General features: G+C 42.3%; 24 protein-coding genes. 1 reads left to right on the top strand and 23 read right to left on the bottom strand.

From position 1 onward, the window contains the following. Nucleotides 1–8 precede the first annotated feature (8 nt). Both BN3282_RS09145 and BN3282_RS09140 read right to left on the bottom strand, forming a co-directional pair. Entirely contained in the window at nt 9–1,100 is a 1,092-nt protein-coding gene (locus BN3282_RS09145; protein WP_059068553.1) for a PucR family transcriptional regulator, read from the bottom strand. A gap of 209 nt (nt 1,101–1,309) precedes the next feature. Continuing rightward, nucleotides 1,310–1,993, bottom strand: coding sequence for a WecB/TagA/CpsF family glycosyltransferase (locus tag BN3282_RS09140; protein ID WP_059068551.1), 684 nt, complete (start codon nt 1,991–1,993; stop codon nt 1,310–1,312). 214 nt (nt 1,994–2,207) lie between these two features. Here BN3282_RS09140 and BN3282_RS09135 point away from each other — a divergent pair, with 214 nt between their 5' ends. Further along, a complete protein-coding gene (locus tag BN3282_RS09135; RefSeq protein WP_059068550.1) occupies nt 2,208–3,599 on the top strand; it encodes a GntP family permease in 1,392 nt (463 codons plus the stop codon). Between the two features lie 86 nt (nt 3,600–3,685). Here the strand turns inward: BN3282_RS09135 and BN3282_RS09130 are convergent, their stop codons facing one another. The 21 genes from BN3282_RS09130 to BN3282_RS09025 form a co-directional block, all read right to left on the bottom strand. After that, entirely contained in the window at nt 3,686–3,877 is a 192-nt protein-coding gene (locus BN3282_RS09130) for an alpha/beta-type small acid-soluble spore protein (protein WP_059068548.1), read from the bottom strand. 91 nt (nt 3,878–3,968) lie between these two features. Then, on the bottom strand, nt 3,969–4,154 hold the full coding sequence (locus tag BN3282_RS09125; protein ID WP_059068545.1) for a PspC domain-containing protein: 186 nt from the start codon (nt 4,152–4,154) through the stop codon (nt 3,969–3,971). A gap of 1 nt (nt 4,155) precedes the next feature. Then, nucleotides 4,156–4,473 (bottom strand): PadR family transcriptional regulator, encoded by a 318-nt coding sequence (locus BN3282_RS09120; RefSeq protein WP_059068544.1) that lies wholly within the window; start codon nt 4,471–4,473, stop codon nt 4,156–4,158. A gap of 169 nt (nt 4,474–4,642) precedes the next feature. Next, nucleotides 4,643–4,912, bottom strand: a complete 270-nt coding sequence (locus BN3282_RS09115; RefSeq protein ID WP_059068542.1) for a DUF1294 domain-containing protein — start codon at nt 4,910–4,912, stop codon at nt 4,643–4,645. Beyond that, entirely contained in the window at nt 4,909–8,532 is a 3,624-nt protein-coding gene (gene addA, locus BN3282_RS09110) for a helicase-exonuclease AddAB subunit AddA (protein WP_059068540.1), read from the bottom strand. The genes BN3282_RS09115 and addA overlap by 4 nt, the downstream gene beginning before the upstream one ends. Next, entirely contained in the window at nt 8,529–11,873 is a 3,345-nt protein-coding gene (gene addB, locus BN3282_RS09105; protein ID WP_059068539.1) for a helicase-exonuclease AddAB subunit AddB, read from the bottom strand. The genes addA and addB overlap by 4 nt, the downstream gene beginning before the upstream one ends. Before the next feature lie 261 nt (nt 11,874–12,134). After that, nucleotides 12,135–12,443: a thioredoxin gene (trxA, locus tag BN3282_RS09095; RefSeq protein ID WP_059068535.1), complete on the bottom strand. Its 309-nt coding sequence runs from the start codon at nt 12,441–12,443 to the stop codon at nt 12,135–12,137. Between the two features lie 188 nt (nt 12,444–12,631). Further along, nucleotides 12,632–13,903: a phosphoribosylamine--glycine ligase gene (purD, locus tag BN3282_RS09090; RefSeq protein ID WP_059068534.1), complete on the bottom strand. Its 1,272-nt coding sequence runs from the start codon at nt 13,901–13,903 to the stop codon at nt 12,632–12,634. Nucleotides 13,904–13,920: 17 nt separating this feature from the next. Continuing rightward, nucleotides 13,921–14,544 carry a phosphoribosylglycinamide formyltransferase gene (gene purN, locus BN3282_RS09085; RefSeq protein WP_059068532.1) on the bottom strand — a complete coding sequence of 208 codons (624 nt, stop codon included), beginning with the start codon at nt 14,542–14,544 and terminating at the stop codon, nt 13,921–13,923. Continuing rightward, nucleotides 14,538–15,563 (bottom strand): phosphoribosylformylglycinamidine cyclo-ligase, encoded by a 1,026-nt coding sequence (purM, locus tag BN3282_RS09080; RefSeq protein WP_059068528.1) that lies wholly within the window; start codon nt 15,561–15,563, stop codon nt 14,538–14,540. Before purM ends, purN begins: the two co-directional genes overlap by 7 nt. A gap of 12 nt (nt 15,564–15,575) precedes the next feature. Beyond that, complete coding sequence (gene purE, locus BN3282_RS09075; RefSeq protein ID WP_059068527.1) at nt 15,576–16,088, bottom strand: 5-(carboxyamino)imidazole ribonucleotide mutase; 513 nt, start codon at nt 16,086–16,088, stop codon at nt 15,576–15,578. Between the two features lie 51 nt (nt 16,089–16,139). Continuing rightward, complete coding sequence (locus tag BN3282_RS09070) at nt 16,140–18,221, bottom strand: aminopeptidase (protein ID WP_059068524.1); 2,082 nt, start codon at nt 18,219–18,221, stop codon at nt 16,140–16,142. Then, on the bottom strand, nt 18,222–18,593 hold the full coding sequence (locus BN3282_RS09065) for a hypothetical protein (protein ID WP_059068522.1): 372 nt from the start codon (nt 18,591–18,593) through the stop codon (nt 18,222–18,224). Beyond that, complete coding sequence (locus tag BN3282_RS09060; RefSeq protein ID WP_059068520.1) at nt 18,568–19,044, bottom strand: VanZ family protein; 477 nt, start codon at nt 19,042–19,044, stop codon at nt 18,568–18,570. The genes BN3282_RS09065 and BN3282_RS09060 overlap by 26 nt, the downstream gene beginning before the upstream one ends. Nucleotides 19,045–19,157: 113 nt before the next feature. Continuing rightward, nucleotides 19,158–19,307 (bottom strand): hypothetical protein, encoded by a 150-nt coding sequence (locus BN3282_RS15090; RefSeq protein WP_059068518.1) that lies wholly within the window; start codon nt 19,305–19,307, stop codon nt 19,158–19,160. 12 nt (nt 19,308–19,319) lie between these two features. Further along, on the bottom strand, nt 19,320–20,000 hold the full coding sequence (gene pyrE, locus BN3282_RS09050) for an orotate phosphoribosyltransferase (protein ID WP_059068516.1): 681 nt from the start codon (nt 19,998–20,000) through the stop codon (nt 19,320–19,322). A gap of 246 nt (nt 20,001–20,246) precedes the next feature. Then, nucleotides 20,247–21,488: a lactate racemase domain-containing protein gene (locus BN3282_RS09045; protein WP_059068514.1), complete on the bottom strand. Its 1,242-nt coding sequence runs from the start codon at nt 21,486–21,488 to the stop codon at nt 20,247–20,249. Between the two features lie 13 nt (nt 21,489–21,501). Next, the gene (locus BN3282_RS09040; RefSeq protein WP_059068513.1) at nt 21,502–22,686 is read right to left on the bottom strand and encodes a hypothetical protein; all 1,185 of its coding nucleotides are present in this window, start codon (nt 22,684–22,686) and stop codon (nt 21,502–21,504) included. 25 nt (nt 22,687–22,711) lie between these two features. Next, nucleotides 22,712–24,832: an acetate--CoA ligase family protein gene (locus BN3282_RS09035; protein ID WP_059068511.1), complete on the bottom strand. Its 2,121-nt coding sequence runs from the start codon at nt 24,830–24,832 to the stop codon at nt 22,712–22,714. Between the two features lie 38 nt (nt 24,833–24,870). Continuing rightward, on the bottom strand, nt 24,871–25,812 hold the full coding sequence (locus BN3282_RS09030) for a ketopantoate reductase family protein (RefSeq protein ID WP_059068509.1): 942 nt from the start codon (nt 25,810–25,812) through the stop codon (nt 24,871–24,873). 19 nt (nt 25,813–25,831) lie between these two features. Then, entirely contained in the window at nt 25,832–26,371 is a 540-nt protein-coding gene (locus BN3282_RS09025) for a 2-oxoacid:acceptor oxidoreductase family protein (RefSeq protein ID WP_059068507.1), read from the bottom strand. Nucleotide 26,372: the final 1 nt, after the last annotated feature.

Genomic DNA, 26,372 nt, shown 5'->3' with positions numbered 1-26,372 from the left:
CATACTCCTTAGTACTCCAGTGACTCCATGTACTTCATATATTTCACTACCATAAGAGCTATCTTAAAAGTGATCGCATCCTCAAATATGCGCAGATCAAGCCCTGTACTCTTCTGTAGCTTATCCAGGCGGTATACAAGAGTATTTCTGTGAATATAAAGCTGTCTGGACGTTTCTGATACATTTAGGCTATTCTCAAAAAACTTGTTGATAGTCGTCAATGTCTCCTCATCAAAATCGTCCGGAGATTTCCCCTCGAAAATCTCTTTTATGAACATCTTGCACAACGGGATCGGAAGCTGATATATCAAACGTCCGATTCCAAGCGTACTATATGCGACAATATCTTTTTCATCAAAGAATATCTTCCCTACATCCAACGCCAGTTTTGCCTCTTTATAAGACTTGGAAACTTCCTTGATATCATTTACCACGGTTCCGTATGCAATGTGTATCCGCTCATCGCCTCCCTCTGTCTTAAGCGTCTCCAGCATATCCCGCGCCATCTTATCCAGTTCTCTGCTTCCGTCTTTCTCAGAAAGTTCTTTTACAACAATGATATTTTTCTCATCCACTGCCGTAATAAAATCTTTTGACTTTCCGCCCAAAAGATTTCTGACATTGTCCAGTGCCGCACTGTCCTTTTCGTGCGATGTCTCAATAATAAAGATAACACGTTTTACTTCTGTGTCAATATGTAATTTTTTTGCCCTGTTGTAAATATCGACCAGAAGAAGATTATCCAACAAAAGATTCTTGATAAAATTATCTTTGTCAAATCTTTCTTTATACGCCACCAAAAGGCTTTGTATCTGAAATGCCGCAATCTTTCCTAACATGTAGACATCTTCGCTCTCACCGTCTGCCAGAAGTACGTATTCCAACTGCTGTTCATCAAAAATCTTAAAAAACTGGCAGCCCTGGATAACCTGGCTATCTGCTGGAGATTCCACAAATGACAGCACCGCATCCTCAAATCTCTGACCTTCCTCAAATGTAGCGGCGAGTATTTTCCCTTCTGTGTCCAACACGCAGAAATCAATTCTGGAAATACCTTTTAATCCCTCAATTGTGTTTTGAAGTATCTGATTCGAAATCATACTTTTTTCCTCCACTCGTCCACCTAATTCCATGTGCATTTTTCACAAAATTGTTTTCCCCTAAAAAATATATGCGCACATATACAAATATTATATTAAGGCAAAACACCAAAAAAAGAAAGAGTAAATCTATTATTTTTATGCATTTCATTATAATTTTTACAAAAAATTCATATTTCTATGCATATACAAGTTCAACAAAAGGCTGCTCAAAGAAGTCTCTTTTCCTTCTTTTGTTTTTCTACTCTATAGCGAAACAACTTTTTCAAAAAGAATGTCTTCACTTTTCTGCCTATCTTCTTTTCTGTATAATTCTGCATAAGAAGCGGACCGCAGCCTATCCATAACCTTACGTTTAGAAGCGCTTTCTTTTCTGCGATGAACTGCTCCTGCCACGGAGAAGAAAACATGGAAACAAGGCAGTCTGTTTCTGTTCCGTTGATCTCATTGATCACCTTTTCTTCCTGTCCTTCATCCGGTACGAGCGCAGCGCCTCCTGTGATCACGATCCCTCTGTGATAATGCCGTATCTCCTCGGACAGAGACTGTATCTGTTCTTCTTTGTCTGCCAGCAGAAAAATTTTCTTCCTGTTCTTCTGCAAATATTTCAGAAACAGTTTCAAAAATATATGCTCCTCTGCATCCCGTATGCTGTTCTTATCCTGCACACCTGCCGCCTCAAGGATCTCCCGTTCTCCGGGGAGTACCATATCCAGCTTTTTGACCATGTCTTTCCACTGTACATTTTCCTGCTCCTTCAGCAGCATATCCATTGTCACGATCTCAATCGTATGAAGGGATTCCGTCTCCAGATACGCAATAACCTGCTTCATCGCTTCTTTCGCAGTAAAATTTTGCATATACACATCAAATATATTGATTGTCTCTTTCATTCTTATCACCTATGAACTTTCTCCCCAGTCGTAATATTTTAGCAGATATGTATTCTTTTGTAAAGATTTCTTTCAGAAGGTTCAAAGGTGTTCCGCTTGAGAACATATGTTTTATTTTATATTAAACTTTCCGTAATGCTTCCTGCTAAAATAGAATTATTCTTAAGTGGATTTTATCTGCTAAAATATTTTTTCTACAAAGGAGGAGTCTTTTATGACTGGTTATCTACTTATTATTGCCTTCATTCTTTCAATCGTAGTTATGATCACAGCAATTTCAAAATTCAAGATTCATCCCTTCCTTGTAATCATGGGGATCTCTCTGCTCCTTGGGATGATAGCAGGTATCCCACTGTTGGACCAGACAGCAGAAGACGGAACCGTGACATCCGGGCTTGCCACTGTCATAGGCACAGGTTTTTCTGGTACATTTACTAGCATCGGTATCGTTATCATTTTCGGCGCGCTTATCGGAAATATCCTTGAAAAAACCGGTGCAGCGCTAAAACTTGCAGATATGGTCATACACCTTGTCGGCAAAAAACATCCTGCCATTGCCATGGAACTAATGGGCTGGGTCGTATCTATTCCCGTCTTCTGCGATTCTGGCTTTGTTATTCTTAACCCGATCAGGAAGGCTCTTGTAAACCGTACAGGCGCCTCTTCCGTAGCAATGACTGTCTCACTGTCAGCCGGACTCTATATTGCACATGTCTTCATCCCGCCGACGCCTGGACCGATCGCCGCCGCCTCCACTCTGGGGATTGGAGAAAACCTTCTCCTTGTAATGGGTCTTGGCGTACTCTGCTCTGTGTTCCCACTGATCACAGGCGGCATTTACGCATCCTATATAGGCAAAAAGATAACTGCCAATGATGAAACTGCTAGCAATGAACACAAAAAAAGTTACGAACAACTCGTGGCTGAATACGGGAAACTCCCTAACGGTTTTAATGCGCTTGCTCCTATTCTTGTTCCTATTATACTCATGGCGCTAAGTTCCGTCTCTTCCATGGCTGGATGGACTAGTTTTATCAGTATTTTACTGCGTTTCCTAGGAACACCGATCATTGCGCTTTCTGTAGGTACCATATTGGGCATTATCCAGCTTTCTCTTACAAATAAACTTGATACATTCTATGAGCTCACAAATGAAACGTTGAAAACTGTAGGTCCCATCCTATTTATTACTGCCGCCGGGGGTGTCCTTGGGAAGGTCATTTCCTCTACAAATATGATTCATTATATTACACAGAATGCACCTTCACTTAAAACGATCGGCATTTTCTTTCCTTTTATTCTTGCAGCTGTTTTAAAGACAGCACAAGGGTCTTCTACCGTCGCCCTTACGACTACCGCCGGAATCGTAGTTCCAATCCTTCCTGCTCTTGGACTTGACAGTCCAGTTCGGACAGCCCTTGCAGTCATGGCCATCGGAGCCGGAGCTATGACTGTTTCGCATGCAAACGATTCTTACTTCTGGGTTGTCACAAATTTTGGCGAAATGACGCCAGATAAAGGCTATCGGACACAGACGATCGCGACCTTGCTGCTTGGTCTGTCCGGTATACTTGAGATTTTTATTCTTTCACTTTTTCTTCATTAATATTGTTATTTAAACAAGGAAAAGAGAGAATGTCAAACAATCTTTCAAAACTGCTCCATTCTCTCTTTTCATCCATTCGGTGCAAATCAGGATTTTACCTCTCTTTTTTTCTTCGTCACAAGACCTCCTATCCTTCCTGTTTCTTTTGACGTCAGAGATTTCCATCCATTTGCCAGCACTTTATCTAATAATCCTAGTTCCTCTGCGATTTCATATTTGATCTTTTCTTCTGGTTCTAAATTTTTTAGATCGATCGGTTTTTCTTTTTTCTTTGTCATGACAATCCTTCCTTCTTCTTTTTGCTAAAGTATTGCCTGAAAAAGAAAGCTCCATTCAAAACAGCACATTTTGCATGGAGCTTTTCGCAGCTTAAGGTTCTTGTGGAATAATAATGGCGGCGACGATATACGCCAGCACGCCTGAGCCGGTACAGCCAAAGATCACGAACAAGAGTCTGACCAGCGTAGCGTCTATATTAAAATATTCGCCGATTCCACCACATACACCGCAGAGCATTTTATTTGTTCCGGAGCGGTACAGTTTTTTTATTTCCATATCAAATCCCTCCTAAAAATATAGCGTTCACCTTATCAGAATATATCTTCCACTCTTCTTTGTACATCTGAAGTTTCTCTTTTCCATGGTCTGTTATACTGTAATACCTTCTGTTTCTCCCATCAAACTGCCTGTCATCACTGATCAGGCAGCCGTCTTTTAAAAGGCGTCTCAAAACCGGATATAGCGTGGACTCCGACACATCTATCACCTTTCTTACATCCTGTGTGATCTTGTATCCGTATGTTCCCTGTGCTTCCTGGGATACGACTGCCAATACAACTGCATCCAGCAGTGCTGCTCCTGTATTAAAAACCATACCGGCGCCTCCTTCCTCCTCTTCCTGCACAGACTTAAGTATAAAACTTCTGCACACATAATGCTGCTATCGCAAAAGCTATTATTATCCAATATAATGCACCGTATAATATTATATGTCAACCTTTTCTATAAAACTTAATCCCAACTCCATATGTTTGGTACAAAATTCAGAAATATTTCCAACTGATATACAGAAGTACGCTCCATTGTAATAAGAAGAAAAGCAAAACTGTCAAAAAGAAGCCTGGTTTGCGTATTTTATGCCGAAAGAAAAGCATCCCTGCAAGACTTCCTGCTGCACCTCCGGCACATGCGGCTAAAAGTAAGGTTCTTTCCCGGATCCGAAATTTTCCCTTTCTCGCCCTTCTTTTGTCTTCTCCGTACAACAGAAAAGCTAATAGATTTACCGCCGCCAAGAAAAGTATCACGCCTCTCATACCTGTATCTCCTCTTGCAATGTAAATGAATAAATGATCTTTTCCTTTACCGGCTTTTTCAACAGCTGCTCTAAAGCTTTGGCATAATACATAAGCTGCGCATGATATTTTTCTCTCAGTTCTTCCGCCGCATGTACCTGATCGGTCTTATAATCCAGCACCACAAGACCGTCCTCTTCCTCAAAATAGACATCGATGATCCCCTGTACAAGAATCGTCTCTTTTGTCTCTTCCTCAGGATATATTTCTCCTGCATCTACACCCAGAACAAAGGGCTGTTCTTTATAGAGTTTTTTGTTTTTTGCCGCCTGTGACATCCTCTTTGCGCTCTTACTTTCTAAAAAGCATAAAATATCCTCTGTTCGAATACAAGACACCATATCTTCTGTAAGCATTCCTTCTCTTTGTAATTGTCCGATCTGCCTCTTGAGCGTATCTTCATCATACGCAGCCGAAAAATCTAATAATTCCAAAAGTTTATGATAAGCACTTCCGCGGGAAGCGCCTTTTAATTCTTCTTCCTCTTTTAAAAACTCCGGGATCAGAGGCACCATATCCTTCGGCGCATATACTGCTTCTCCGTCTTCTTCCTCCGCCATCTCTCTTTTTTTCAGTTCTGAAACGGTGAATTTTAATTTCAGTTTTCCTTCTTTTTCATAAGGATAGACAAAAGCAAGCTGCTGTATGAGTTCCTCTCTGTACTCCGGTACATATACATTTCCTACATCCCAATTTTCCAATACATCCAACGCCAATCCTTCGGCTTCTTCCTCTGTCCGCCCTTGTACGAGGAAATCTTCCCCTGTCACATGCTCCAGAAGGAAGCAAGTCTCCTGCTCTTTCCAGGATACAGCCGGCAATATCCAGTCCAGATAATTTTTCGCCTCTGCCAAGGTAAGAAAGGACAACGGTTCTCCATTTCTCTGTTCCAGAACTGCTCTGTGTTTCGCTTCTTTCATCTGCTCGTCTGCGTCCTGTAAGCTTCCTGTCAAGACCAATTTTTCTTTTGCCCTTGTCATAGCCACATACAATACACGCAGTTCTTCCCCCAGATTTTCAATCTGTACTTCTCTTTGTATGACCTTTTTCAAAAAAGAAGGGATCTTTGTCCGCTTCTCTAGATCGATCGTATCTATCCCTACTCCCCACTTCGGATGGATTACGATACTTCCAGACGTATCCTGCGTATTAAACTTTTTCCCCATACCCGCCGCAAAAACGATTGGGAACTCCAGTCCTTTACTTTTATGTATGCTCATGATCCGTACCGTGTCTGACTGTTCATCCTCTATACTCGCCTCTCCGTAATCTATGTCATACTTTTTTAACTGCTCGATATAGCGCACGAAATTAAACAGTCCTTTATAGCTCGTCTTTTCAAATGCCACCGCTTTTTCTATCAGCATATGCAGATTTGCCGTTCTCTGTCCGCCTCCCGGCGCCGCTTCCATAAAAAGCCCATATCCTGTCTCTTCCATAATCTCCCACAACAATTCGTGGATAGGCGTATACGGAACCATATCTCGGAACATATTATAATTTTCAAAGAATTTTTTTAATTTCTTACATAAGTTATAAATTTCCACCTCTTTCTTCGTATGGCAATCCAGCTCTCTCATCCAGGCAGATACCGCCTCCGGAAAAGTGAAATCCGGATACGCGGTTTTTATATACGCCAGTTCTCTTGCATTCAGCCTGCCAAAGGGAGAAGTCAAAACTGCCGTAAGCGGAATATCCTGTTGGAAATTATCCAATATTTTCAGATAATCCAGCAATACACTCACCTCATACGTTTCAAAATATCCTTCCCGGCTGGCGCAATATGCCGGAATCCCTTCTTTCATCAGTATATCGGCAAATTCTTTTGCCCATCCTTTCACACTCCGTGTCAAGATCACAATATCTTTGTACTTAGGCCGCCTGTATTCTCCCGTCTGCTTATCCAGCACTTTGCCTTCTCTTATCAATTCCTTGATCTTTGCCGCGATCACATAAGCTTCTTTTTCTTTTTCATCCCCACCCGGGATTGCTTCGTCTTTTTTATCCAACAAAAGCAGCTCTGTCTGATAAAGCGTATGTCCTTCTTCATCTAGCTGCGGCTCGTAGACCGCCCCCGGATACAGAGCGGCGCTTTCATCATAGGCTACGCCTCCCATCTCTTTGCACATGATCTGTCCGAACAAAAAGTTGACACTATCCAGCACTTCCGTACGGCTCCGAAAATTTTTATGCAGATCGATCCGCTGCTCTTCTGCCTCTTTTGTACTGTACGTATCGTACTTCTCCATGAACAGCTCCGGCCTTGAAAGTCGGAAACGGTATATGCTCTGCTTTACGTCTCCTACCATAAAAATATTGTACGCTCCCTGTCTCACGCGGGATACACTGGTTAAAATCGCCTCCTGCAGCAGATTACTGTCCTGGTATTCATCGATCATGACTTCCACGAACTGTTCCTGATATTCCAACGCCGTGACAGACGGAACGAGCACCCCTTCTCTTTCCTCTGTCAAAATAGAAAGGGCAAACTGTTCCATATCATGGAAATCAATCATATTCCGTTTTCTTTTTGCCTCTGAGAAGGCCTCTCCAAACCGGTTCACCAAATGCAGCAGTACCTGTATGGACGGCCTGGCGCTGCGCATATCTGCGATCTGCGTTTCCATCGGTTCGTAAAAATATGTTTCTTTTAAAACATGGATCTGTTTTTTTACACGTTCCCGTATCTTTTTTACCAGCTCTTTTTTCTCGTCTGCTACACTTTCATCTTTTTTCGGGGATAAGCGCTTCCACATGATCTCCGAGATTTTCGCGCTCATCCCGGCAAACGTATCCTCCTTTTGTACCGCCTCTAACCATTCTATATCGCTTTCCAGCGCCGGCCCATACATATATGGACCATCTGCTTCCTCGCATATCTGAAGAGTATCTCTTACTGCCGCAAGGAGGTCTGCAAGATATCTCGCAGCTTGCTGATGGGCCTTTTGAAAGATTTCTGCCTCCGTTCCGTCCTCCTCTATCTCATAAACCGTCTCGCAGCTCTTAAGCCACTTCTCCTTTTGCGGATAACTCAAGGAATACTCATATAGTTTTAAGATAATCTCTTCTATTTTTCTGTCGTTTCTCCCACTGCTGTATCTCTCTGTAAACTCCAGAAATGTCTGTTCTCCTTTCACATATTCTTCTTCCAACAAGGTATCCAACACATCCTGCTTTAAAAGCTTCAGCTCCCCTTCCTCCACGATCCGAAAACCGGGATCCAGATCTATCACATGAAAATGCTCTCGTATGACAGACAGACAAAAGCTGTGGATCGTCGTGATATGGGCACTGTGGATCAGTGTTGCCTGCCTCTGCAGACGCGTATTTTCCGGATACTCATTCAGCTCTTTTTCAATCGCACCTCGGATCCGTTCCTTCATCTCCGCCGCAGCCGCCTCTGTAAATGTCACGATCAGAAGTCTATCTACATCTGTCGGATCTTCTTTATCTGTCAGCATCTTTATGATACGTTCTACCAAAACCGCCGTCTTTCCTGATCCTGCCGCGGCAGAGACGAGGATGTTACGGTGTTTTAGGTCGATCACTTTCTGCTGTTGGGATGTCCACTTGACGCTCATCTATCCGCCCGCCTTTCCTGCTCCATCTTTTTCAGTGCTTCTTCTTTATCATATTTCTCCATTCTATTATATTCACAGCCATCCAGGCGCACATCAAAACCACATATATCATGATAAGCACAATAATCACAGCCTGTCTCCGTGCCCAGCATATAGGGGGCTATTCCTGCATTTCCTTCCTGCATCTGTCTCTCGATCTTTTGCCTCAAACTGTCGGCATATTCCAAAAATAGCGAAAATTCCTCCGGCGTGAATACTTTAGAATTTTTACTCAGGCTTCCGTCTTTATTCTTTCCGATCGGAAGGTACTTGGATGTTCCGCTCAAATTATGTTCCATGTGGTCTAAGACGCTCTCGTCTGCATTAACGATCCCGTCCAGTTTCAGTTCTTTTAAAAACTTTTCTTCCAGTTTCTCCTCATCCATCTCTTTTTCCACGATCGGATCCTGCATCCGGTAATAAAAAATACCGGCCGGAACTACTTCTTTATCTGGATTCTTCTGCTTTTCTATAGCAAGCGCCGCATTTAAATACACCGGAAGCTGTAGCTGCAAACCATGGCAGAATGCCGTAATATCAAAGCTTTTCATGCCTGTCTTGTAGTCCGTCACCCTTACATACACACATTCTTTATCCGCACAAGTATCGATCCGGTCTATTTTACCGCTTCCAAAGTTCAGTTCATACCCACTTGGCACAAAATCTCCACATTCCATCTGCTTTGTAAGCGCCCAGACCGAGCGCTGTATCAGCTTCTTTATGCGAGTGATCAAATATTCATTCCTGGCAGAGCTATACAGCACCGTATTCCCATAGTCCAAAATACTTTCTTCTACACTCTGCTCGATCAGACGGTTCCTTGTCTCCTCTTTCATTTCCTGCCATTTTACCTTTTCTTCTTCCGCCTTTCTGGAAAAGCGCTCCATAGACCGATGTGCGATATTCCCCCAGTCCAACGACTCAAACCGGTATTCCTCCCGCTCAGAAAGACGCAGTCCATAGGAAAGAAAATGCGCATACGCACAAGAGACAAATTTTTCCAGACGAGTCACACTGGAATGTGCCCTCTCCCCAAACAAAAGCCGAGCCTGCTCTTTGGTCACCGCTTCGTTTTCCTTTTTATAAAAAGCCGCGGTCAAAAGATTTTTCAGATTGTCTTTTTCTTCCTCTCTGCCTGCATACCATGTATACAATTCTTTCCACCGATCGCTGACTCCTGACTTTCTTTCCCGTAGTCCTCTTGCCAGATAGGTACGCCCTGTCTTTTCCGTAAGTTCTTTTTCTCTTATTTGTTCTTCTTCCTCTTCTATGCACAGAGCCGGAAATAACCTTCGCAAATCCTGCACTAAATATGCGGGACGCAAAGGTTTTCCCTCTGCTGATACCTTACTGTAAGAAAGGATCAAACTTTCCGTCGGTTTTGTCAGATTCATATATAGATAAAATTTCTGTACATAAGTCTTTTCCTTAGTGCCCGGCGACAAAACAATCTTTTCCTTTTGAAACCGTTCTCTGTCTCTCTGACTCAGCAATCCGCCGCTGTTTAAATTTCCCGGAAGCAGAGTGTCATTGGCTCCCATAAAGAACAGGACTTTTATATTTTTCAGCCTTGTTCTCTCTACATCTCCGATCACTACCTGATCCAGACTCGGCGGGATCACTCCCACTTTCGCCTCTTCCAGTCCTGCATCTAGCAGTTCACTGTATTCCTTTAAGGAGATTTGCTCTTCTCCCAACAACTCTACAAATTTATCAAATAATTCCAGCACGATCCTGTACACCTGAGAATATTCTTTTGAGAGCGCCAGTTTTCCTTCCTCTTGGAATATCTCCTCCATCCGGCTTAATCTATCCTGCATATCCTCCTGTACCAAAAAGCTGTAGACCGCCTGTGTCACATCCTTTACCGTCTTGCTCCTCTGCTTTAGGATAAATACCAGACCGGTAAGCCGCTCGACAAACTGCACCCGCAGATGGTTCAACACATTTAATTCTTCATCTTGTACCTTGTCCGTCTGCCTTGCCCAGACTTCCTGCCATTTCTTCCAGCCCTTTATGCCTAGCGCAAGCACATAATTCTCTAATACGTCTATATCTTCCTTTGTAAAATCTGTCAGATCTGTTCTAAGAAAACGAAATACACTCTCATATGTAAAGTTCTGCTCTATCATGGAGAGCAGACTTCTAAGATACTCCACAAACGCATTTTGAAGAATACTCTTCTTATGATCCATAAAGACAGGGATCCCATATGTCTTAAACGCTTTCTCCAAATGCGCCGCATATACTTCCATGTCACTGCAGATGACAGCTGCTTCCCGATAACGGTATCCCTTTTGTCGCACAAGTCTTCTTACTTCCGACGCCACAAATTCTGCTTCTTCCCTCGGATCTTTCGTTACATGAAGCCGTATGTTGTCCTGTTCTCCCTCGTACTGTCGCCTAGAATACCGAAATAGTTCTGACTCCAGAAAGCCAAGCACAGGGTTTTCCCGAAAGCGGTACACTGGCTTTTCATAAAGTGTGACTGGATCGTCTATCTGCACTCTTTTCTTATGCGCGATCTCTGTAAGAGAAACAACCATCTGTTTACTCAGCGCAAATAGCTGATACGGGTGGTGATACACAAAAGGATCCTCCCGCTCATCCATCTCCACTGTGACAAGCAGCTTTTCGCATACGACAAGAAGTTCTCCCAGCAGACGATTCTGCACAGGCGTAAACCCGGTAAATCCATCAAGTGCGATCACACTGTCCTTTAATAGCTCTGATCTCCCTGCAATGCCGCTTAAAACATCGAGCAATTCTTCTTTTGTTATATATTTATCAGCAAGATATGTTTCAAACCCCTCATATACCTTACGGATATCCTGCAGCTTATAGTACAGATAACTGTTCTCATCCAATGTTTCCAGTAGAGAATCCAGCACGGCAAAATCCACTCCATACTGTGTAAATTCTGAAATAACAGACTTCACCTCGCTGATATATCCTGCTTTTTTCAGATTTCCTTTCAGCACTTTCAACTCTGACTCATAATTGCCTGCAATTTTCCGAAGAAGCAGATTCTTCCCCTCGTCATCCAGCATTTTTGCCTTTCCTGCTCCGGTCTCTTCAAACACTCTGTGCGCCAGCCGTGCGAAACTTAAAACATCAATGTTCATAATACCGCCCCGGGGATGCGCCAGGCATAAATCTTTCTGCGTCTGCATAGTAAATTGTTCCGGTACAAGCACCAAATACTTTTTATCCGGATGGCGAATCGATTCCTTTACAATATATTCATATAAAAAATGGGATTTACCGCTGCCTGCATTCCCAAAAATAAACTGTAACGACATGAAAACCTCCTGTTTACTCTTATGCCAGATCTACCTTCGTATCATGGCAGTATGACTGTACCACTGTTTTCCTGTATGCCGGGAAACAGTATGTTCATTATACCACAGAACCTGCAAAAATATAAAGACAAGCGGCAAGGGGGACATAGAATATAGAATCCTATATGCCTCTTGCCGCTCTGTTTCTTTCGCAACTTTCACATTTTCCACTGTTCTGTTGTCTTTATATGAGAGTCCTCCGGCACATACCGGATGTGTATATTATTTCAGCATCGCAAGTACTGCGCTCTTCGGTTTTGCACCCATATCTCTTGCCGTCACTTCTCCATTCTTGATCACAACAAATGTCGGGATACTCATAACTCCATATTTCTGCGCGATCGCCATCTCTTCATCGATATTCACTTTGCATACTTTCGCGTCCGTCACTTCATTGGAGATTTCTTCTACGACCGGTCCCATCATCTGACATGGGCCACACCAATCCGCATAAAAATCAATCAATACCGGTTTATCAGACTGCATTACTTCCTGTTCAAAATTTTGCTCTGTTAATTTTACTACTGCCATATTTTAATCCTCCTGTCTCCTCGTATAGCAAGGAATTCTATTTTCAGTTTCCGATAATCTGTATGAAATGATTATCTTTGTTATGCTCATAGTATACCACAATATTAAGAAAAGTCTGTGACAAAATCACATTTTTGCCTTCTTATATCCCGGGCAGTCCATGCCACACTAAAGCACACGAGTTTCCTTTACGCCTCGTCGATCGCCTTACCGATATCATGTCTCATATATTTATTATCAAACTGTATCCACTCTGCTGCTTTATACGCATTCGCGCGCGCCTCTTTTAAGTCTTTCCCTTTTGCGGTCACTCCAAGCACACGGCCTCCATTTGTAACGATCTTGTCATTTTCTTTTTTCGTTCCTGCATGGAAGCAATAATATCCTTCCTCGTCGTTGAATTTCTCCAGACCTTCTATCGGGAAACCTTTCTCATATTTTACCGGATACCCGTCAGATGCAAGGACAACACATACAGCGGCATTATCCTCAAACTGCAGTTCGATCTTATCCAATGTACCGTCTATACATGCCTCGACCACATCGATCATATCATTTTTCATTCTCGGAAGTACGACCTGCGCCTCCGGATCCCCAAAACGCGCATTATATTCTAATACCTTTGGACCATCTTCTGTCAGCATAAGTCCGAAAAAGATGACACCTTTAAAGGGGCGTCCTTCTGCTGCCATAGCGTCCACGGTTGGCTGATAGATATATTTCTCGCAAAATTCTTCTACTTCTTTTGTATAGAACGGACTTGGTGAAAAAGTCCCCATCCCCCCGGTGTTTAAACCGGTATCGCCATCCCCGGCACGTTTATGATCCTGCGCCGAGGTCATTGTCTTGATCGTTTTTCCATCCACAAAAGAAAGCACCGATACTTCTCTGCCTGTCATAAATTCCTCGATGACCATCTCATTTCCAGCAGTCCCAAATTTCTTATCCAGCATGATCGTCTTCACGCCTTCTTTTGCTTCTTCTAAGTTCTGACAGATCAATACGCCCTTTCCCAGCGCGAGTCCGTCTGCTTTTAGCACGATAGGGAACTTTGCTGTCTCCAGATAGGCAAGCGCCTTATCTGCATCTGTAAAATTCTCATAAGCGGCCGTCGGAATATGATACTTCTTCATCAGGTCTTTGGAAAATGCTTTGGATCCTTCCAGGATCGCCGCGTTTTTTCTTGGACCAAATGTACGGATCCCCGCTTCTTCCATCTGGTCTACCAGTCCGCCTACCAGAGGATCATCCATTCCTACGATACAAAGATCTATTTCCTTTTCTTTCGCAAAAGACACAAGCTTCTCAAACTCCATAGCGCCGATATCTACACACTGTGCATACGAAGCGATCCCTGCGTTTCCCGGAGCACAATAGATCTGCTCCGCCTTTGTACTCTTTGATACAGAGTACGCGATCGCATGCTCTCTTCCACCGCTTCCAACAATCAATACTTTCATTGGTATTCTCCTCTTATTTATATGATCACTGTTTTATTATTTTCCACTTTTACCTTACCGTTTGCGATCAAATCGATCGCACGGGGAAGTATCTTCCATTCCGCTTCTTCCATCACTCTGCGCTGCAGAGACTCTGGTGTATCTCCCGGCAGTACTTCTACTGCCTTTTGCAGAAGGATTGGTCCTGTATCTGTCCCCTCATCTACGAAATGCACCGTTGCTCCTACAACTTTTACACCGCGCGCGAGGGCTGCCTCATGTACTTTAAGTCCATAGAACCCTGTGCCGCAGAAAGAAGGGATCAAAGACGGATGGATATTGATCATGCGGTTTGCATATTTGCGTGTCATTTCCGGTGGGATCACGACCAGAAAACCTGCCAGCACGATCAGATCTGGCGAGAAACTGTCCACTGTCTTTAGAAGTTCTCTATTAAAGATTTCTCTTGAAGGATAGTCTTTTGGAGAGACACATACATGTGGGATCCCATTGCTTTTTGCCCGTTCCAAAGCATATGCATTCCTGTTATTACTGATGACACACGCAATTTCCGTATTTGAAATCGTCTGCTTTTTCACACCATCGATGATCGCCTGCAGATTCGTCCCGCCGCCGGACACCAGCACAACAATTCTTAACATAAGGTAACTCCTTTTTCTCCTGCCTCTATCTGTCCGACAATATAAGGCGCTTCGCCGGCTTCTTTGATCGCCGCCATTGTTTTGTCTGCATCTGCCTCATCCACCGCTAGTATCATACCAAGTCCCATATTAAATGTATTGTACATCATATGTTCCTCAATATCTCCGTCTACTGACAACATCTTGAAGATCGGCGGGATCGGATAGCTGTCCTTTTTGATGACCGCATGTGTTCCTTCTTTCAGCATACGAGGAACATTCTCATAGAATCCGCCGCCTGTGATATGACTACATGCCTTGATTGTCACACCGGCTTCTTTTATGCTCTTGAGCGCTTTTACATAAATCTTCGTAGGTGCGAGCAAAGCCTCACCCAATGTACAGCCCAAACTATCATAGTATGTATCCAGAGCCTCTCTTTTCATATTGAATACTTTTCTTACAAGTGAAAAACCGTTGCTGTGAACACCAGAAGATGCCATACCAATGAGTACATCACCCGGCTTTAAGTCCTTCCCTGTGATCAAGTCCTTTTCATCTACTACACCCACTGCAAAACCAGCCAGATCGTACTCATCTTCCGGATAAAATCCCGGCATTTCCGCCGTTTCACCGCCGATCAAAGCCGCCTCCGACTGTTTACAGCCTTCTGCGACTCCGCTCACGATCGTAGCGATCTTCTCTGGCTCATTCTTCCCACATGCGATATAATCTAGGAAAAATAAAGGTTCTCCCCCCGCGCATGCGATGTCGTTGACACACATCGCGACACAGTCGATACCGATCGTGTCATGTTTGTCCAGAATAAATGCCAGCTTTAATTTTGTTCCAACACCGTCTGTACCGGATACAAGAGTAGGTTTTTCCATATCCTTAAACTTTTCCATAGAAAAGGCACCGGAAAATCCCCCCAAATTTGTCAATACTTCCGGGCGCATTGTCTCCTGTACATGCTTTTTCATCAATTCCACTGATCTATATCCAGCTTCTATATCCACACCTGCATTTTTATAGTCCATACCACTTTTCTCCTATTTTCTGTTCAGATATTCTTCATATCCAAGTTCTTTTAGTTTATCTGCTTTCCCCTGTACTGTCTCTTTCATTTCCTGAGAATATGCTTTTAACTTATCTAAAATCTCTCCATCCGCTGTAGCAAGGATCTTTGCCGCAAGGATAGCCGCATTCATCCCTCCATCAATGGCAACCGTCGCAACCGGGATTCCTGGCGGCATCTGTACAATGGAATATAGTGCGTCCACACCGTCTAAATTCTTTCCCGACATTGGTACACCGATCACCGGCATTGGAAAAAGTGCCGCACACATTCCCGGAAGATGTGCTGCCATACCTGCTCCGGCAATGATCACTTTCATCCCCTTCGCTTCTGCCCCTTTTGCCCAGTCAAAAAATACATCCGGCATACGATGTGCGGAGATGATCGTCATTTCATAGTCGATCCCCAGTTTTTCAAGCATGGAAGCCGCTTTGCTCATCACTTTCAGATCTGAGTCGCTGCCCATTACAATTCCTACTTTTGGCATTTGGTTACCACCTTTCTTACCCATTTTTACAAGTGCGGGTATTTATACTTATTATATTTCCTTATCAAACGGTTCATTGAGGATCTCTGTTCCTTTCAGCACAAACCGTCCATCCTTTAATAGTATAATCGTTTTACCCGTTTTTGTCACTACACTTATTTCTTCTAACTCTTCATAAGGTATGGTTATATCTGTATGACACTGAAAATATGCTTTTTGCACATTTTCCCTGCGCAAAATAGAAACCGCATTATCTTTTGCTACGATCTCTTTGCCGTTTGGATTATAGACACGTATGTCCTCACTCCAGCTATAACAGGTATCTCCCACTGCAAAATGAGGCCCCGTTTTTTCAGCGATCAGGATCGGCATTTTTTCTTCAATCCCATACTTTTTTGCTGCCACATAGGCTGTGGTATTCGTGCCGATCGCAAACTCTCCCAGAGGAAGGCTCTCATGGCTATGAAGGATGTTGTCATAAATGTACTTCTTATTTTCCTCCACTGTGTCAAAATTCCCGCATGTATACTCCGTGATCATCCCCTTTGTAAAAGTCAGCTTTAAATCTTTATACAATAATCCGTTTAAATACACTTTACTTACATGCAGTGTTCCGTCTGTCCCTTCCAGTACTGGTGAGGTAAACACCTCTCCTACCGGAATATTGACATCTGCCACACAATTTTCAAATATAGTCTCTTTTTCCTTATCTTTGAGCGGATACAGCTGCACACATATATCTGTCTGGTTCTCCCCCTTACCAATGACTCGGACATATTCCCCTTCATCCAACGCATCGATCATAGTTTGCTGTACTCTTTCATAAAGAGCTGCATCCAACGTATTGATCCGAATAATCTCATCAAAGATCTCTTCATATTTCTCGCCGATCTCCGGAACCGGATAGGCAATGATCGTAAAACTGCGTTCCTCTCCCTTGATATACTGATTGGTGATCTGTCCAGACTTACTGTCATAGGTCAGGATAAGGCTGCGTTGTTTCTCGCTGTAGGCAGGTGCTTCTTTCTTTACAAGAGGCGAAAACGGCGTTTCCCCGAATATCTCCATCACTGCCGGCCCGGCAAACTTTGCAGCCTGTTCCTTGTTTTTTTCGTATGTGTCCTTCAACACATCCAGCCTGCGCTCTATATACCGTTTATCCATAAACAGAGCCTGGTCCATCCGGTGATCGTAATCGTACTGCTGATTCGCGTTCCCGCCATAATACCCTATCTTGTACTGTTCTTTTTTTGTGACCACACTGGAAGCTGCCCGGTAGATCACCGGTTTTAGTCCCATCTTCGCAAAATTTCTAACCGCATATCTTACCACTCTTTCAAAGCCCAACGTATATCGGATATTTACCACCGCTTTTTTAGACAGATCTTTCCCCGTATTGATAAATCCTATCCTATATCCTTCTGTAAAGGCATCCGCCATTTTCCGGATGGTTTCTTCAGGCAATGTACGCAGATGTTGTGCCGTCTTTACTTCATTGTCCGTAATATATTCCCCGAAGCAATATAAATAGCGGTCTGTTTCTAAATCTGCTTTTTCTATCCATTCTGCCGCAAAAGAATTCTCCGGATAAAGCTGTTCTTCAATTCTTTCTTTCAAAAACACATCACAGTAGTCGCTGGCATACCAGTATAAAATATCTTTTATCGTATCATATGCCGGTTCTTCTTCCTCTTCAAAGCAATGGTACACCTCTAAAAACAGCTCGTTTAAAATCGTCAGATAGTCCACTCTGTTTTCAAATACGTAAGGGATACCCGCTCGATATTCTGCATACAGACAGCTCATAAGCGGCCCCATCTCTTTGCCCAACATATGGGACGCATATGCCGGATCTGCATAGCTGCTCTCATACGCACTTCCTATAATATCCGCATACAACGCATGATTTATCTCTTGCATATCCGTTGTTTCCAACCTTGCGAACACGCCGCTTTCCACCTTCTGACGAATTGTTTCCAGATTCACTAAAAAAGCGGATACAATCTGAAAGTACTGCCGATATTTTTCACCCACCGCCTTTTCTGTTGCCACACCTTTCATACGTTCTACAGACAGGTGGTGCCGTTCTTTATACTCCGCATTTCTTTCCTTCTGCCGTTTAAACCATTCCATTTACTTTAATCCTCCTATAAATATAGCAAGCAGAAAAATCAACAGTACTGTATTCCCCACAATTCCTATTTTACAGGTACTATAATTTTTCTCTCTTTCCCGCAGTCCTTTTATTCCTGCCCTTACTCCAAGGATACCCAGAACAATCGATAAAATTCCAAAGCCTCCGATAAAACCGACTGCTTTTCCATGCATCCAAAAAGCCGTAAAAATACATACCGCCAGGACCAATATTCCCAGAAGTCCATAGACACAGGAATGTCTCCCCATTCTGGAATGTTTTAACTTTGCCTGTCCATATTTTCTTGTCCCGCGCTTTTTGTATTCCTTCTCGCGCTTTCTGTCTTTAACGTTTCTTTCGTTTCCGAACATTATGCTTTCTCCTTATTCTATTGCAGATCACAAATAGGATATATCCTGCCACACCACCTACTGTATTCAAAAAAAGATCGTCCACATCAAAACTTCCGACTTTTGAAAAAAGCTGAAACATTTCTACGCAAAAACTCAGTCCCAGGCTATACACAAACGTCTTGAAAAATCCTCTGGACGTACTTGCGACCGAGATAAAAAAACCATATGGAACAAAAATCAGTATATTCCCGCACAAATTAGTAAATACCGCAAATGCGCCTAAGGTTTCCCTATACAGGATGAATCGCTTTATTTCTTTAAACAATACCAAATTATAGCTGTATTCTTTTAATATGCCTGTTCTCCCGTACCAATCCGAGAAGATCAGAAAATACAATAAAAATAGAAGATACAATAAAAACAGTATCTTGCCAAGTGCTCTGATTCTTTTTACTTGTTTCCTACTCAAAAATATAACTCCCTCTCACACTTTCAGATCATGCCGCAGCAGATACCCTGCCTTAACCTGCCTGTTCGAATAGTGAAGGGGATGCGCAAACACCCCCTTTATAACGGCAATATCTAAAATGTGATCTTCTTTTTATCTCTCAGCAGGCGTGCTCCGTTTATGATCGCCAGGATCCCTGCCGCTATACCTGTAACCATAACAATAATCCCCAGCGCAATATTTCCTGCTCCTGTACTGCGCATTGTACGGTATGCTTTCTCCATAAACCTGCCTCCTTATTTTACTCCATATATTTCATAATATGAATCTATAGCCGCTTTTAATGTATCATCAATGACAATTTTTCCGCCGCATGGCTTATTATAAAGGTGTTCTACGACTTCCGCCATGGTCACGATCGCATTTGTGTCAAAACCATAGAGTTCCTTTACTTCTTCAAGGGCACTCTTTTTCCCGCCTTTTCCTACTTCCATCCGGTTCAGAGAAACCATGAGGCCTACGATTTCTACATCCGCGGCTCCTCTTACTTTTGGCACAGTCTCCTCCATAGATTTTCCAGAAGTCGTAACATCCTCGATCATGACGACTCTGTCTCCGTCTTTTAGACTGCTGCCGAGAAAACTTCCTTTATCTGCGCCGTGATCTTTTTCCTCCTTCCGGTCCGAACAATACCGTATTTCCTTTCCATATAACTCACTATAAGCGACCGCTGTCACTACACTGATCGGAATGCCCTTATATGCCGGTCCAAACAGTACGTCGAAATCATCTCCATACCGGTCATGGATCGCCTTTGCGTAATATTCTCCCAGACGCTTCAGCTGTGAACCTGTCACATATCCTCCTGCGTTCATAAAAAACGGCGATTTTCTCCCGCTTTTCAAAGTAAATTCACCGAATTTCAATACCTGGCTTTCCACCATAAATTCAATAAATTCCTGCTTGTACGCTTCCATATCTTCTAAAACCTCCGTATTTATGGGCTTTTCTTGCCCTTGTTTTCTATATTTCTCCCCTGCTATACCATTTCATAAACGCCGTAACACGTGCATTGTAACCATGATAAAATCAGAAAGATCATAATTTTAATTTCTTTTCAATTCTATCATATATCTTCCTTGATTTCAATCCAAGGACTATTCTAACTTTGCATAACAAAAGGCAGCTCTCTGCTTAACAGATTGCTGCCTTTATTCTATTTTTTATTGCTGCTCTATAAACTGCAAAGTTGCATCAGAAAAAATTCCTGCTGTTGTTTCCGCACCATTATCTGAAATCACCGCCATGACTTCTTCCCAGGTTTCTGCCCAAATCAATTGCTCTGGTTTGCAAAACCATAATGCACTTGTATAATCCGGATAAGGAGAATATACGATCAGCCTTTTGATCAGTCCCGGACGTTCTTTCACTCCATTATACGTCTTTCCTCCTGCAGCGTCCCCCATTGGTCCACATCCATAATGTACACACTGTCCCGGGGTAAAATCTACTAGAACCAAATCTCCGCCTGTGGGTTCCAAAGCCATCATACCTGTAAAAAGTGCGATATTTGCTTCACTCGCTTTTGCATTAGCATTAGCTATCACAACTTTTTTCTTTCCATCCAGCTTCACTCCATATTTTCCTTCTGCTCGCTTGACTCCTTCATAATAAGCTTCAATAGGATCTCCCATTACAATATCATACATTTCACATCGAGTATTCAGCAGTGCATCGATCTTGAAATCCAATCCTGCTGCTTTCGCGCAAGCCTCTACTTCTGAGCGAAAATGATCGTCACTTAAATTTCCACTTCCTGACAGAGGGTTTTTTCCCGGAGCAGAAATATTTTGTACTTTTGCCAAATGCGTACCATATATCGTATGAGCAGATGCCACACCCGGCATGATCAGCTTCCCGCCTCCGCCAAATCCATTTAGTGGATGCGGTACTAAACCTCCGATTCCTATACGCAGGTCACAAGACATAAATTCTGCATTAATTTCTATTTTCACTCCTTTTGGCGTCACACCAACCTCTACGCAACTTTCATATGGATTATGATTAAAAACAGCATATTCCCTAACTATCTTCTCTCCCAATTTACGGACAAAGTCATTTCTCATATGAGCCCCATGCAGTCCCAGCCCACATATAAATCTAATATTTTCTTTTTGAATACCGGCAGCCAGTAGTTCTTCCAACAAGACTTCTGCTATTGGCTGCGTTGGTGTAGCTCTCGTCAAATCGTCAAATACGATTGCCACCTGTTTATGCCCTTTTGCAAGTTCCCGGATAGGTTTTGTTCCCACGGCATATTGGAAACGTTTCTTAAGTTCTTCTCGCGTTAAAGCAGGATAAGCATCCCCTCCGCTGGAAAGGAACTGTACATTCCAGTTATCAGGAAGTGTTATCTCTACAGGCTGCTCTCCGTACCAACGATTCTGCGCTAATGTATACTTCATATAAATTCACCTCTCATTTTTCCTGAAACATACACCAACTGCTCTTCTTTTCTAAACTGCCTTTCTCCAAGCTGTAATGTCTTCGTCTTATCTGCACCAGCTTTGCAATTCCTAAAACCGGAAGTCCTATTGTAATTAATGGAATATTTAAGTACCCCAAAATTGTAAAACCTACGGAAAGAATATTTGTCAGTCCAAATATAGATACAGCACTCGAAATCACCAAAATAAATATCATGATCACAATTGTTTTTGTTCTGTCCTGCGCCTTCCAATTTGCAATAAACGAAAATGTACTAAATCGTTTACAATATCCAAGGCCCATCGTATTCGCCGTCGTTACAACCGCAAGTACAACAATCATCACATAAATCGGCACCATCCAGCCCGTCCCCATCTGTTGGATCGCATACATAATCGGAACTTCCTGTACAATAGATTGAGGTGCAAACGCCTGTACGTTAAAACATACGATAAAGATAAAGCTTGCACTGAATAAAAAGCTTAATAAGACCGTCTTGGTCACATCCGAGCGCTTCTGTACCGGTTCAAAACTGGGAAGAATCATCAAAGCTAAGGAACCTGTTACCATGAATAGCTTGATACTACTCTTGTAAAATGCCTCTCCATAACTTACATTCATAGTTCTATTGGAAATCATATTCATGACATTAGAACCATTTCCGGTTATTATAACTGTCACAAAGATCACTACCAGAAGAATCAATATGGCTGTCCCCATATAAGCGGACAACTTATTCACAACTGCAGTCCCCCAGATAACGCTAACTAATACGATCAGATCAAAAACTACGATCCACATAAGATAAGGTCCGCCTATAAATTGTTTCATAGTACTTGCAAAAGTCGCCACAGAAACTGCATAGCTAATAGGCATTCCTACAATCTGAATTACATCAAAAATCCATTTTACAATTTTTGTCCCATAAAATTTTTCCATAAATGCCCCATAATTCCATGTATTATTCAATCTGGAATACTCTACTACAATCCAACTGACAACACAAATCAAGGCTAATCCTATAAGCGGAAAAATAATACCCGTCCAACCAAAACTTACACCATATACATTTGCCATCTGTCCGGTAGCCCATCCTCCTCCAAAAAACGCAGTCATAAATGCAAATGCAGACGCAACCATTACACTTAATTTTATACTATTTCCCATATTTTTCATGAAGTTCCCTCCTTCATCATTTTACTTAATCTACCGGTTCCTTTATAATCACTGCGTCAACAATACTTACACCCTCACCTTCTGGATAAACAAAGACTGGATTGATATCCATTTCTTCCAGAATATCTTTGTTTTTCACAGCATATTCACTGATTTGCTGCATAAGCCCCGCAAGTGCTCTCACATCGCACGGAGCGCTTCCTCTGTATCCCCGTAATAGTTTATATGCCTTCAGGCATTTTAATTGATCTAGTGCTTCTTCCTTTGACAATGGACAGGGAGTCAGCACCGTATCTTTAAATACTTCTACAAATACCCCGCCAAGGCCGCACAGGAGCATCGGACCAAACTGACTGTCATTTTTAACACCTAAAATAATCTCCACACCTGGTTTTATCATTTTAGTCACCAACACCCCATTCAATTCTGCCTTTGGATCGTATGCGGCACATTTTGCCATAATATCGTGATAAGCAGCCTTGGCTTCTTCCATAGAACACAAATTTAATTTTACTCCGCCAGCCTCTGTCTTATGAAGAATATCTTTGGAATGAATTTTTAATACAACCGGAAACCCTACCTTTTCACATGCAGCCTCCAGCTCTGCTTCATTTCTTACTACCCATTGTTCTGGTATCGGAAGTCCATATCTTGCAAGTTCTTTCTTGCTTTCATATTCCGTCAATACATCTGCTTCTCCCTTTCGGTTTGGCACCGCACTCTCTAAACGTTTGCGTTTTGGATCATACTCCATTTTCTGAATAAGTTTTTCTATCACGCTATATCCAATCTCTCCCGGAGGAAGAATTGGAATTCCTGCTTCTTTGAGTTTCATGATCCACATTGGACTGCGCTTACTTTCATATTGTGGTATCATAAACAGCGGCAGTGCGTCTTGTTTCTTTCGGTATTCAATCAATGGTTCTCCCATAAATGCATTCATATCATAGCCTGTCTCTGCAGGAATATCTTCAAAATCAAATCCAGCAATGATGGCATCAATATTAGGATCCGACGCAATCTTTTCAAAAAGTGTACGCAATTTTTGCGCATCTCCTAAGACATCTGCCGTCATATCCAGCGGATTCTTTGCTGTGGCAAATGCTGGCAATATCTCATTTAATTCATCTTGAACTTTCTCCGATAAGTCCGGAAGATACAAGCCGTATCGCTCTGACAGATCTGCGCTCATTGTGGTTTCTCCCCCGGAACGATTGATAATGGCAAATCGGTTATGTCGAGGCAGTTTCCCCTTTAAAATGCTCACTGTCTGTACAAGGCCGAAATACTGTTCTGCTGTATCTGCGGTGATAACCCCGTATTTATGAAATAAAGCATCAAATACTTCATTTGCCCCTGCCAGATTTCCGGTATGGGAAGCAGCAGAAATCGCTCCTTTTTTACTTCGTCCTGACTTCAGTATGATTACTGGCTTTTCTTTTTCTGCCGCCTTTTTCAGCATACGGCAAAATATTTCCGGTTTCTTTACTCCTTCCAGATAGATACATACCCCACATACATCTGGATCCTCCACGCAAAATTCTGCCAGTTCTTCTATAGGAACGATATTTCCGTTTCCAGATGATATTGCATAACTTAAATCAATCTGCTGCCGATCTACACCTCCGATCGTGTATCCTCCGCTTTGTGCCAATACTGCCATTCCCGTAGCGCGAGTCTTCATATCTATTTTTCCTGTACTTCCCCAAAGTTTTATTTTGTCTACATTATTAATAATGCCGACGCAGTTTGGGCCTATAATTTTCATATCATATTTTTGTGCTATTTCTATCAATTTTTTTTCTAGTTCTACACCGCCACAGCGATGATCCTCTGAAAAGCCACTGGAATAGACAATTGCAGCTTTTATTCCAAGCTCTCCTGCCTCCTCAAGCAGTGGATTTACTGCCAAAGCTGGAATTGCTACTAAAATAAGTTCCGGTACCTCTGGTAGCATAGACAGATCGCTGTATGCTTTTACGCCAAAAAGTTCTTCTTTCCGCTGGTTTACAAAATAATATCTGAGATGTTCTGCTGATTCCATCAATCCTTTTGCCGCAAACCAGCCAAAAGCTCCTTCTCTGTCTGTAGCGCCTACCAATGCTACACTTTTAGGTTTAAAAAGTTTTCTCATAAATTCGTTCATACCTTCACCTCATACTTGCTATTTCCATTTATTTGCTATCAGAATTGATATGCATAGGTTCGCTCTACGCAACGCATCATTCTTACAAGTGTCTCATTTACCGGAGTTGGAACACCTACTTTTTTCCCCATTTTTACAATTGCCCCATTGAGAAATTCTACTTCTGTGCTACATTTATTCTTCACATCATAGGAGCAAGAATTTAGCGTCACATATTTTGTATCAATGGCCTTTTGCTTTACCTGCGCAATGTCTTCCCAACATACTGCATACCCTAATGCATGTGCCACTTCCATAGCTTCTTTCGCTACCATATCTGTCAAAACATCGCCATCTTCGTCCACATAGGCATAATATCCCGGAAGATGCATCAGCGCCAATGGTAAATTTGCCATACAGTTGACACATAATTTAGTCCAAAGGTACTGATCTGTCTCTTCTGTATAACAAACTGGAAATCCACTCTTTTCAAAATACTGCTCTAATTTTTTTACAGTTGGATTTTCTCCTCCTTTTACACATCTGAAAATCAGGTTTTTATCCTTTGATCGAGACATTACTGTTTTTCCTGCTTCTATAAGTTGTCCGCCACAGTATGCCACACCATATCCCACACGCTCTGGAGAAAATTTTTCTAAAAGAATATCTTCTGCCCCTAAACCATTCTGGAAAGTAAGTACAATCGTATCTTTATCAAATAAAGCTGCAGACTCATCCAAAGCAATTCTCAGATACTGGCACTTTGTAAGCACAATTACAACTTCACATGTCCCACATTCTTTCGGATCTGTCACGGCTCCATCCATTTGTATAGGTGGATAAACATATCCATCTGTGCCGATCCATAGCAATCCCTTATCCGCAATCTTCTTCATATGTTCCTGATTTTTATCAATCAGCCATACCTCTGCCCCGCCTAATTTCAGATGTCCTCCTACATTACATCCCATTGCACCTGCTCCCAGTATGCCTATTTTCATTTGTATTCCCCCCTAGCTGTCATACCGCTTTTGCCAATTCTACGCCTTTTTCAAAGGCTCGTTCATAGAGTTTCTTCATTTCTTCATTCCGGGCCAGTTTTTTTAACATTTGTTCCTTTAAAATTTCGTTTGGCACTATATGCGTAAGTTCTACTATTACGCCACCTAGAATCAAATTAAACGTAAACATATTTCCCATTTCTTGGGCACACTGCATCATAGGAAGTTTCACAACTCTAATTTCTTTGTCTGACTCTACCTCTTCTATTAAATCCGTATTTACAATTAAGATTCCTTCTGGTTTTACAATATCTTTAAAGGTTACATAAGAATCATTATCCATCAACGCTGCCACATCATATTTGGGTAATTCCGGGGACCCAACTCGTCCTTCTGTACATATCACACGACAGAAAGAATAGCCTCCTCTGCGCGTACCAGTATAAGTTGGAAAATATGAGCCATTCATTCCAACTTCATTGACAGCATATAGCAAATTTTTTCCTAAAAGCTGTATCCCTTGTCCTCCAATTCCAGACAGAAAAAATGATTTTTCCATA

The organism is Mediterraneibacter massiliensis (assembly GCF_001487105.1).
GTDB lineage: Bacteria > Bacillota > Clostridia > Lachnospirales > Lachnospiraceae > Mediterraneibacter > Mediterraneibacter massiliensis.
Note: the sequence above shows the minus strand (reverse complement) of the source record. Positions and strands in the feature narration are given on the sequence as shown.

What these genes read in the sequence shown, in the direction of transcription:
- BN3282_RS09145 (WP_059068553.1), bottom strand. Translation starts at nt 1,100, where the DNA reads ATGATTTCGAATCAGATACTTCAAAACACAATTGAGGGATTAAAAGGT.
- BN3282_RS09140 (WP_059068551.1), bottom strand. Translation starts at nt 1,993, where the DNA reads ATGAAAGAGACAATCAATATATTTGATGTGTATATGCAAAATTTTACT.
- BN3282_RS09135 (WP_059068550.1), top strand. Translation starts at nt 2,208, where the DNA reads ATGACTGGTTATCTACTTATTATTGCCTTCATTCTTTCAATCGTAGTT.
- BN3282_RS09130 (WP_059068548.1), bottom strand. Translation starts at nt 3,877, where the DNA reads ATGACAAAGAAAAAAGAAAAACCGATCGATCTAAAAAATTTAGAACCA.
- BN3282_RS09125 (WP_059068545.1), bottom strand. Translation starts at nt 4,154, where the DNA reads ATGGAAATAAAAAAACTGTACCGCTCCGGAACAAATAAAATGCTCTGC.
- BN3282_RS09120 (WP_059068544.1), bottom strand. Translation starts at nt 4,473, where the DNA reads ATGGTTTTTAATACAGGAGCAGCACTGCTGGATGCAGTTGTATTGGCA.
- BN3282_RS09115 (WP_059068542.1), bottom strand. Translation starts at nt 4,912, where the DNA reads ATGAGAGGCGTGATACTTTTCTTGGCGGCGGTAAATCTATTAGCTTTT.
- addA (WP_059068540.1), bottom strand. Translation starts at nt 8,532, where the DNA reads ATGAGCGTCAAGTGGACATCCCAACAGCAGAAAGTGATCGACCTAAAA.
- addB (WP_059068539.1), bottom strand. Translation starts at nt 11,873, where the DNA reads ATGTCGTTACAGTTTATTTTTGGGAATGCAGGCAGCGGTAAATCCCAT.
- trxA (WP_059068535.1), bottom strand. Translation starts at nt 12,443, where the DNA reads ATGGCAGTAGTAAAATTAACAGAGCAAAATTTTGAACAGGAAGTAATG.
- purD (WP_059068534.1), bottom strand. Translation starts at nt 13,903, where the DNA reads ATGAAAGTATTGATTGTTGGAAGCGGTGGAAGAGAGCATGCGATCGCG.
- purN (WP_059068532.1), bottom strand. Translation starts at nt 14,544, where the DNA reads ATGTTAAGAATTGTTGTGCTGGTGTCCGGCGGCGGGACGAATCTGCAG.
- purM (WP_059068528.1), bottom strand. Translation starts at nt 15,563, where the DNA reads ATGGACTATAAAAATGCAGGTGTGGATATAGAAGCTGGATATAGATCA.
- purE (WP_059068527.1), bottom strand. Translation starts at nt 16,088, where the DNA reads ATGCCAAAAGTAGGAATTGTAATGGGCAGCGACTCAGATCTGAAAGTG.
- BN3282_RS09070 (WP_059068524.1), bottom strand. Translation starts at nt 18,221, where the DNA reads ATGGAATGGTTTAAACGGCAGAAGGAAAGAAATGCGGAGTATAAAGAA.
- BN3282_RS09065 (WP_059068522.1), bottom strand. Translation starts at nt 18,593, where the DNA reads ATGTTCGGAAACGAAAGAAACGTTAAAGACAGAAAGCGCGAGAAGGAA.
- BN3282_RS15090 (WP_059068518.1), bottom strand. Translation starts at nt 19,307, where the DNA reads ATGGAGAAAGCATACCGTACAATGCGCAGTACAGGAGCAGGAAATATT.
- pyrE (WP_059068516.1), bottom strand. Translation starts at nt 20,000, where the DNA reads ATGGAAGCGTACAAGCAGGAATTTATTGAATTTATGGTGGAAAGCCAG.
- BN3282_RS09045 (WP_059068514.1), bottom strand. Translation starts at nt 21,488, where the DNA reads ATGAAGTATACATTAGCGCAGAATCGTTGGTACGGAGAGCAGCCTGTA.
- BN3282_RS09040 (WP_059068513.1), bottom strand. Translation starts at nt 22,686, where the DNA reads ATGAAAAATATGGGAAATAGTATAAAATTAAGTGTAATGGTTGCGTCT.
- BN3282_RS09035 (WP_059068511.1), bottom strand. Translation starts at nt 24,832, where the DNA reads ATGAACGAATTTATGAGAAAACTTTTTAAACCTAAAAGTGTAGCATTG.
- BN3282_RS09030 (WP_059068509.1), bottom strand. Translation starts at nt 25,812, where the DNA reads ATGAAAATAGGCATACTGGGAGCAGGTGCAATGGGATGTAATGTAGGA.
- BN3282_RS09025 (WP_059068507.1), bottom strand. Translation starts at nt 26,371, where the DNA reads ATGGAAAAATCATTTTTTCTGTCTGGAATTGGAGGACAAGGGATACAG.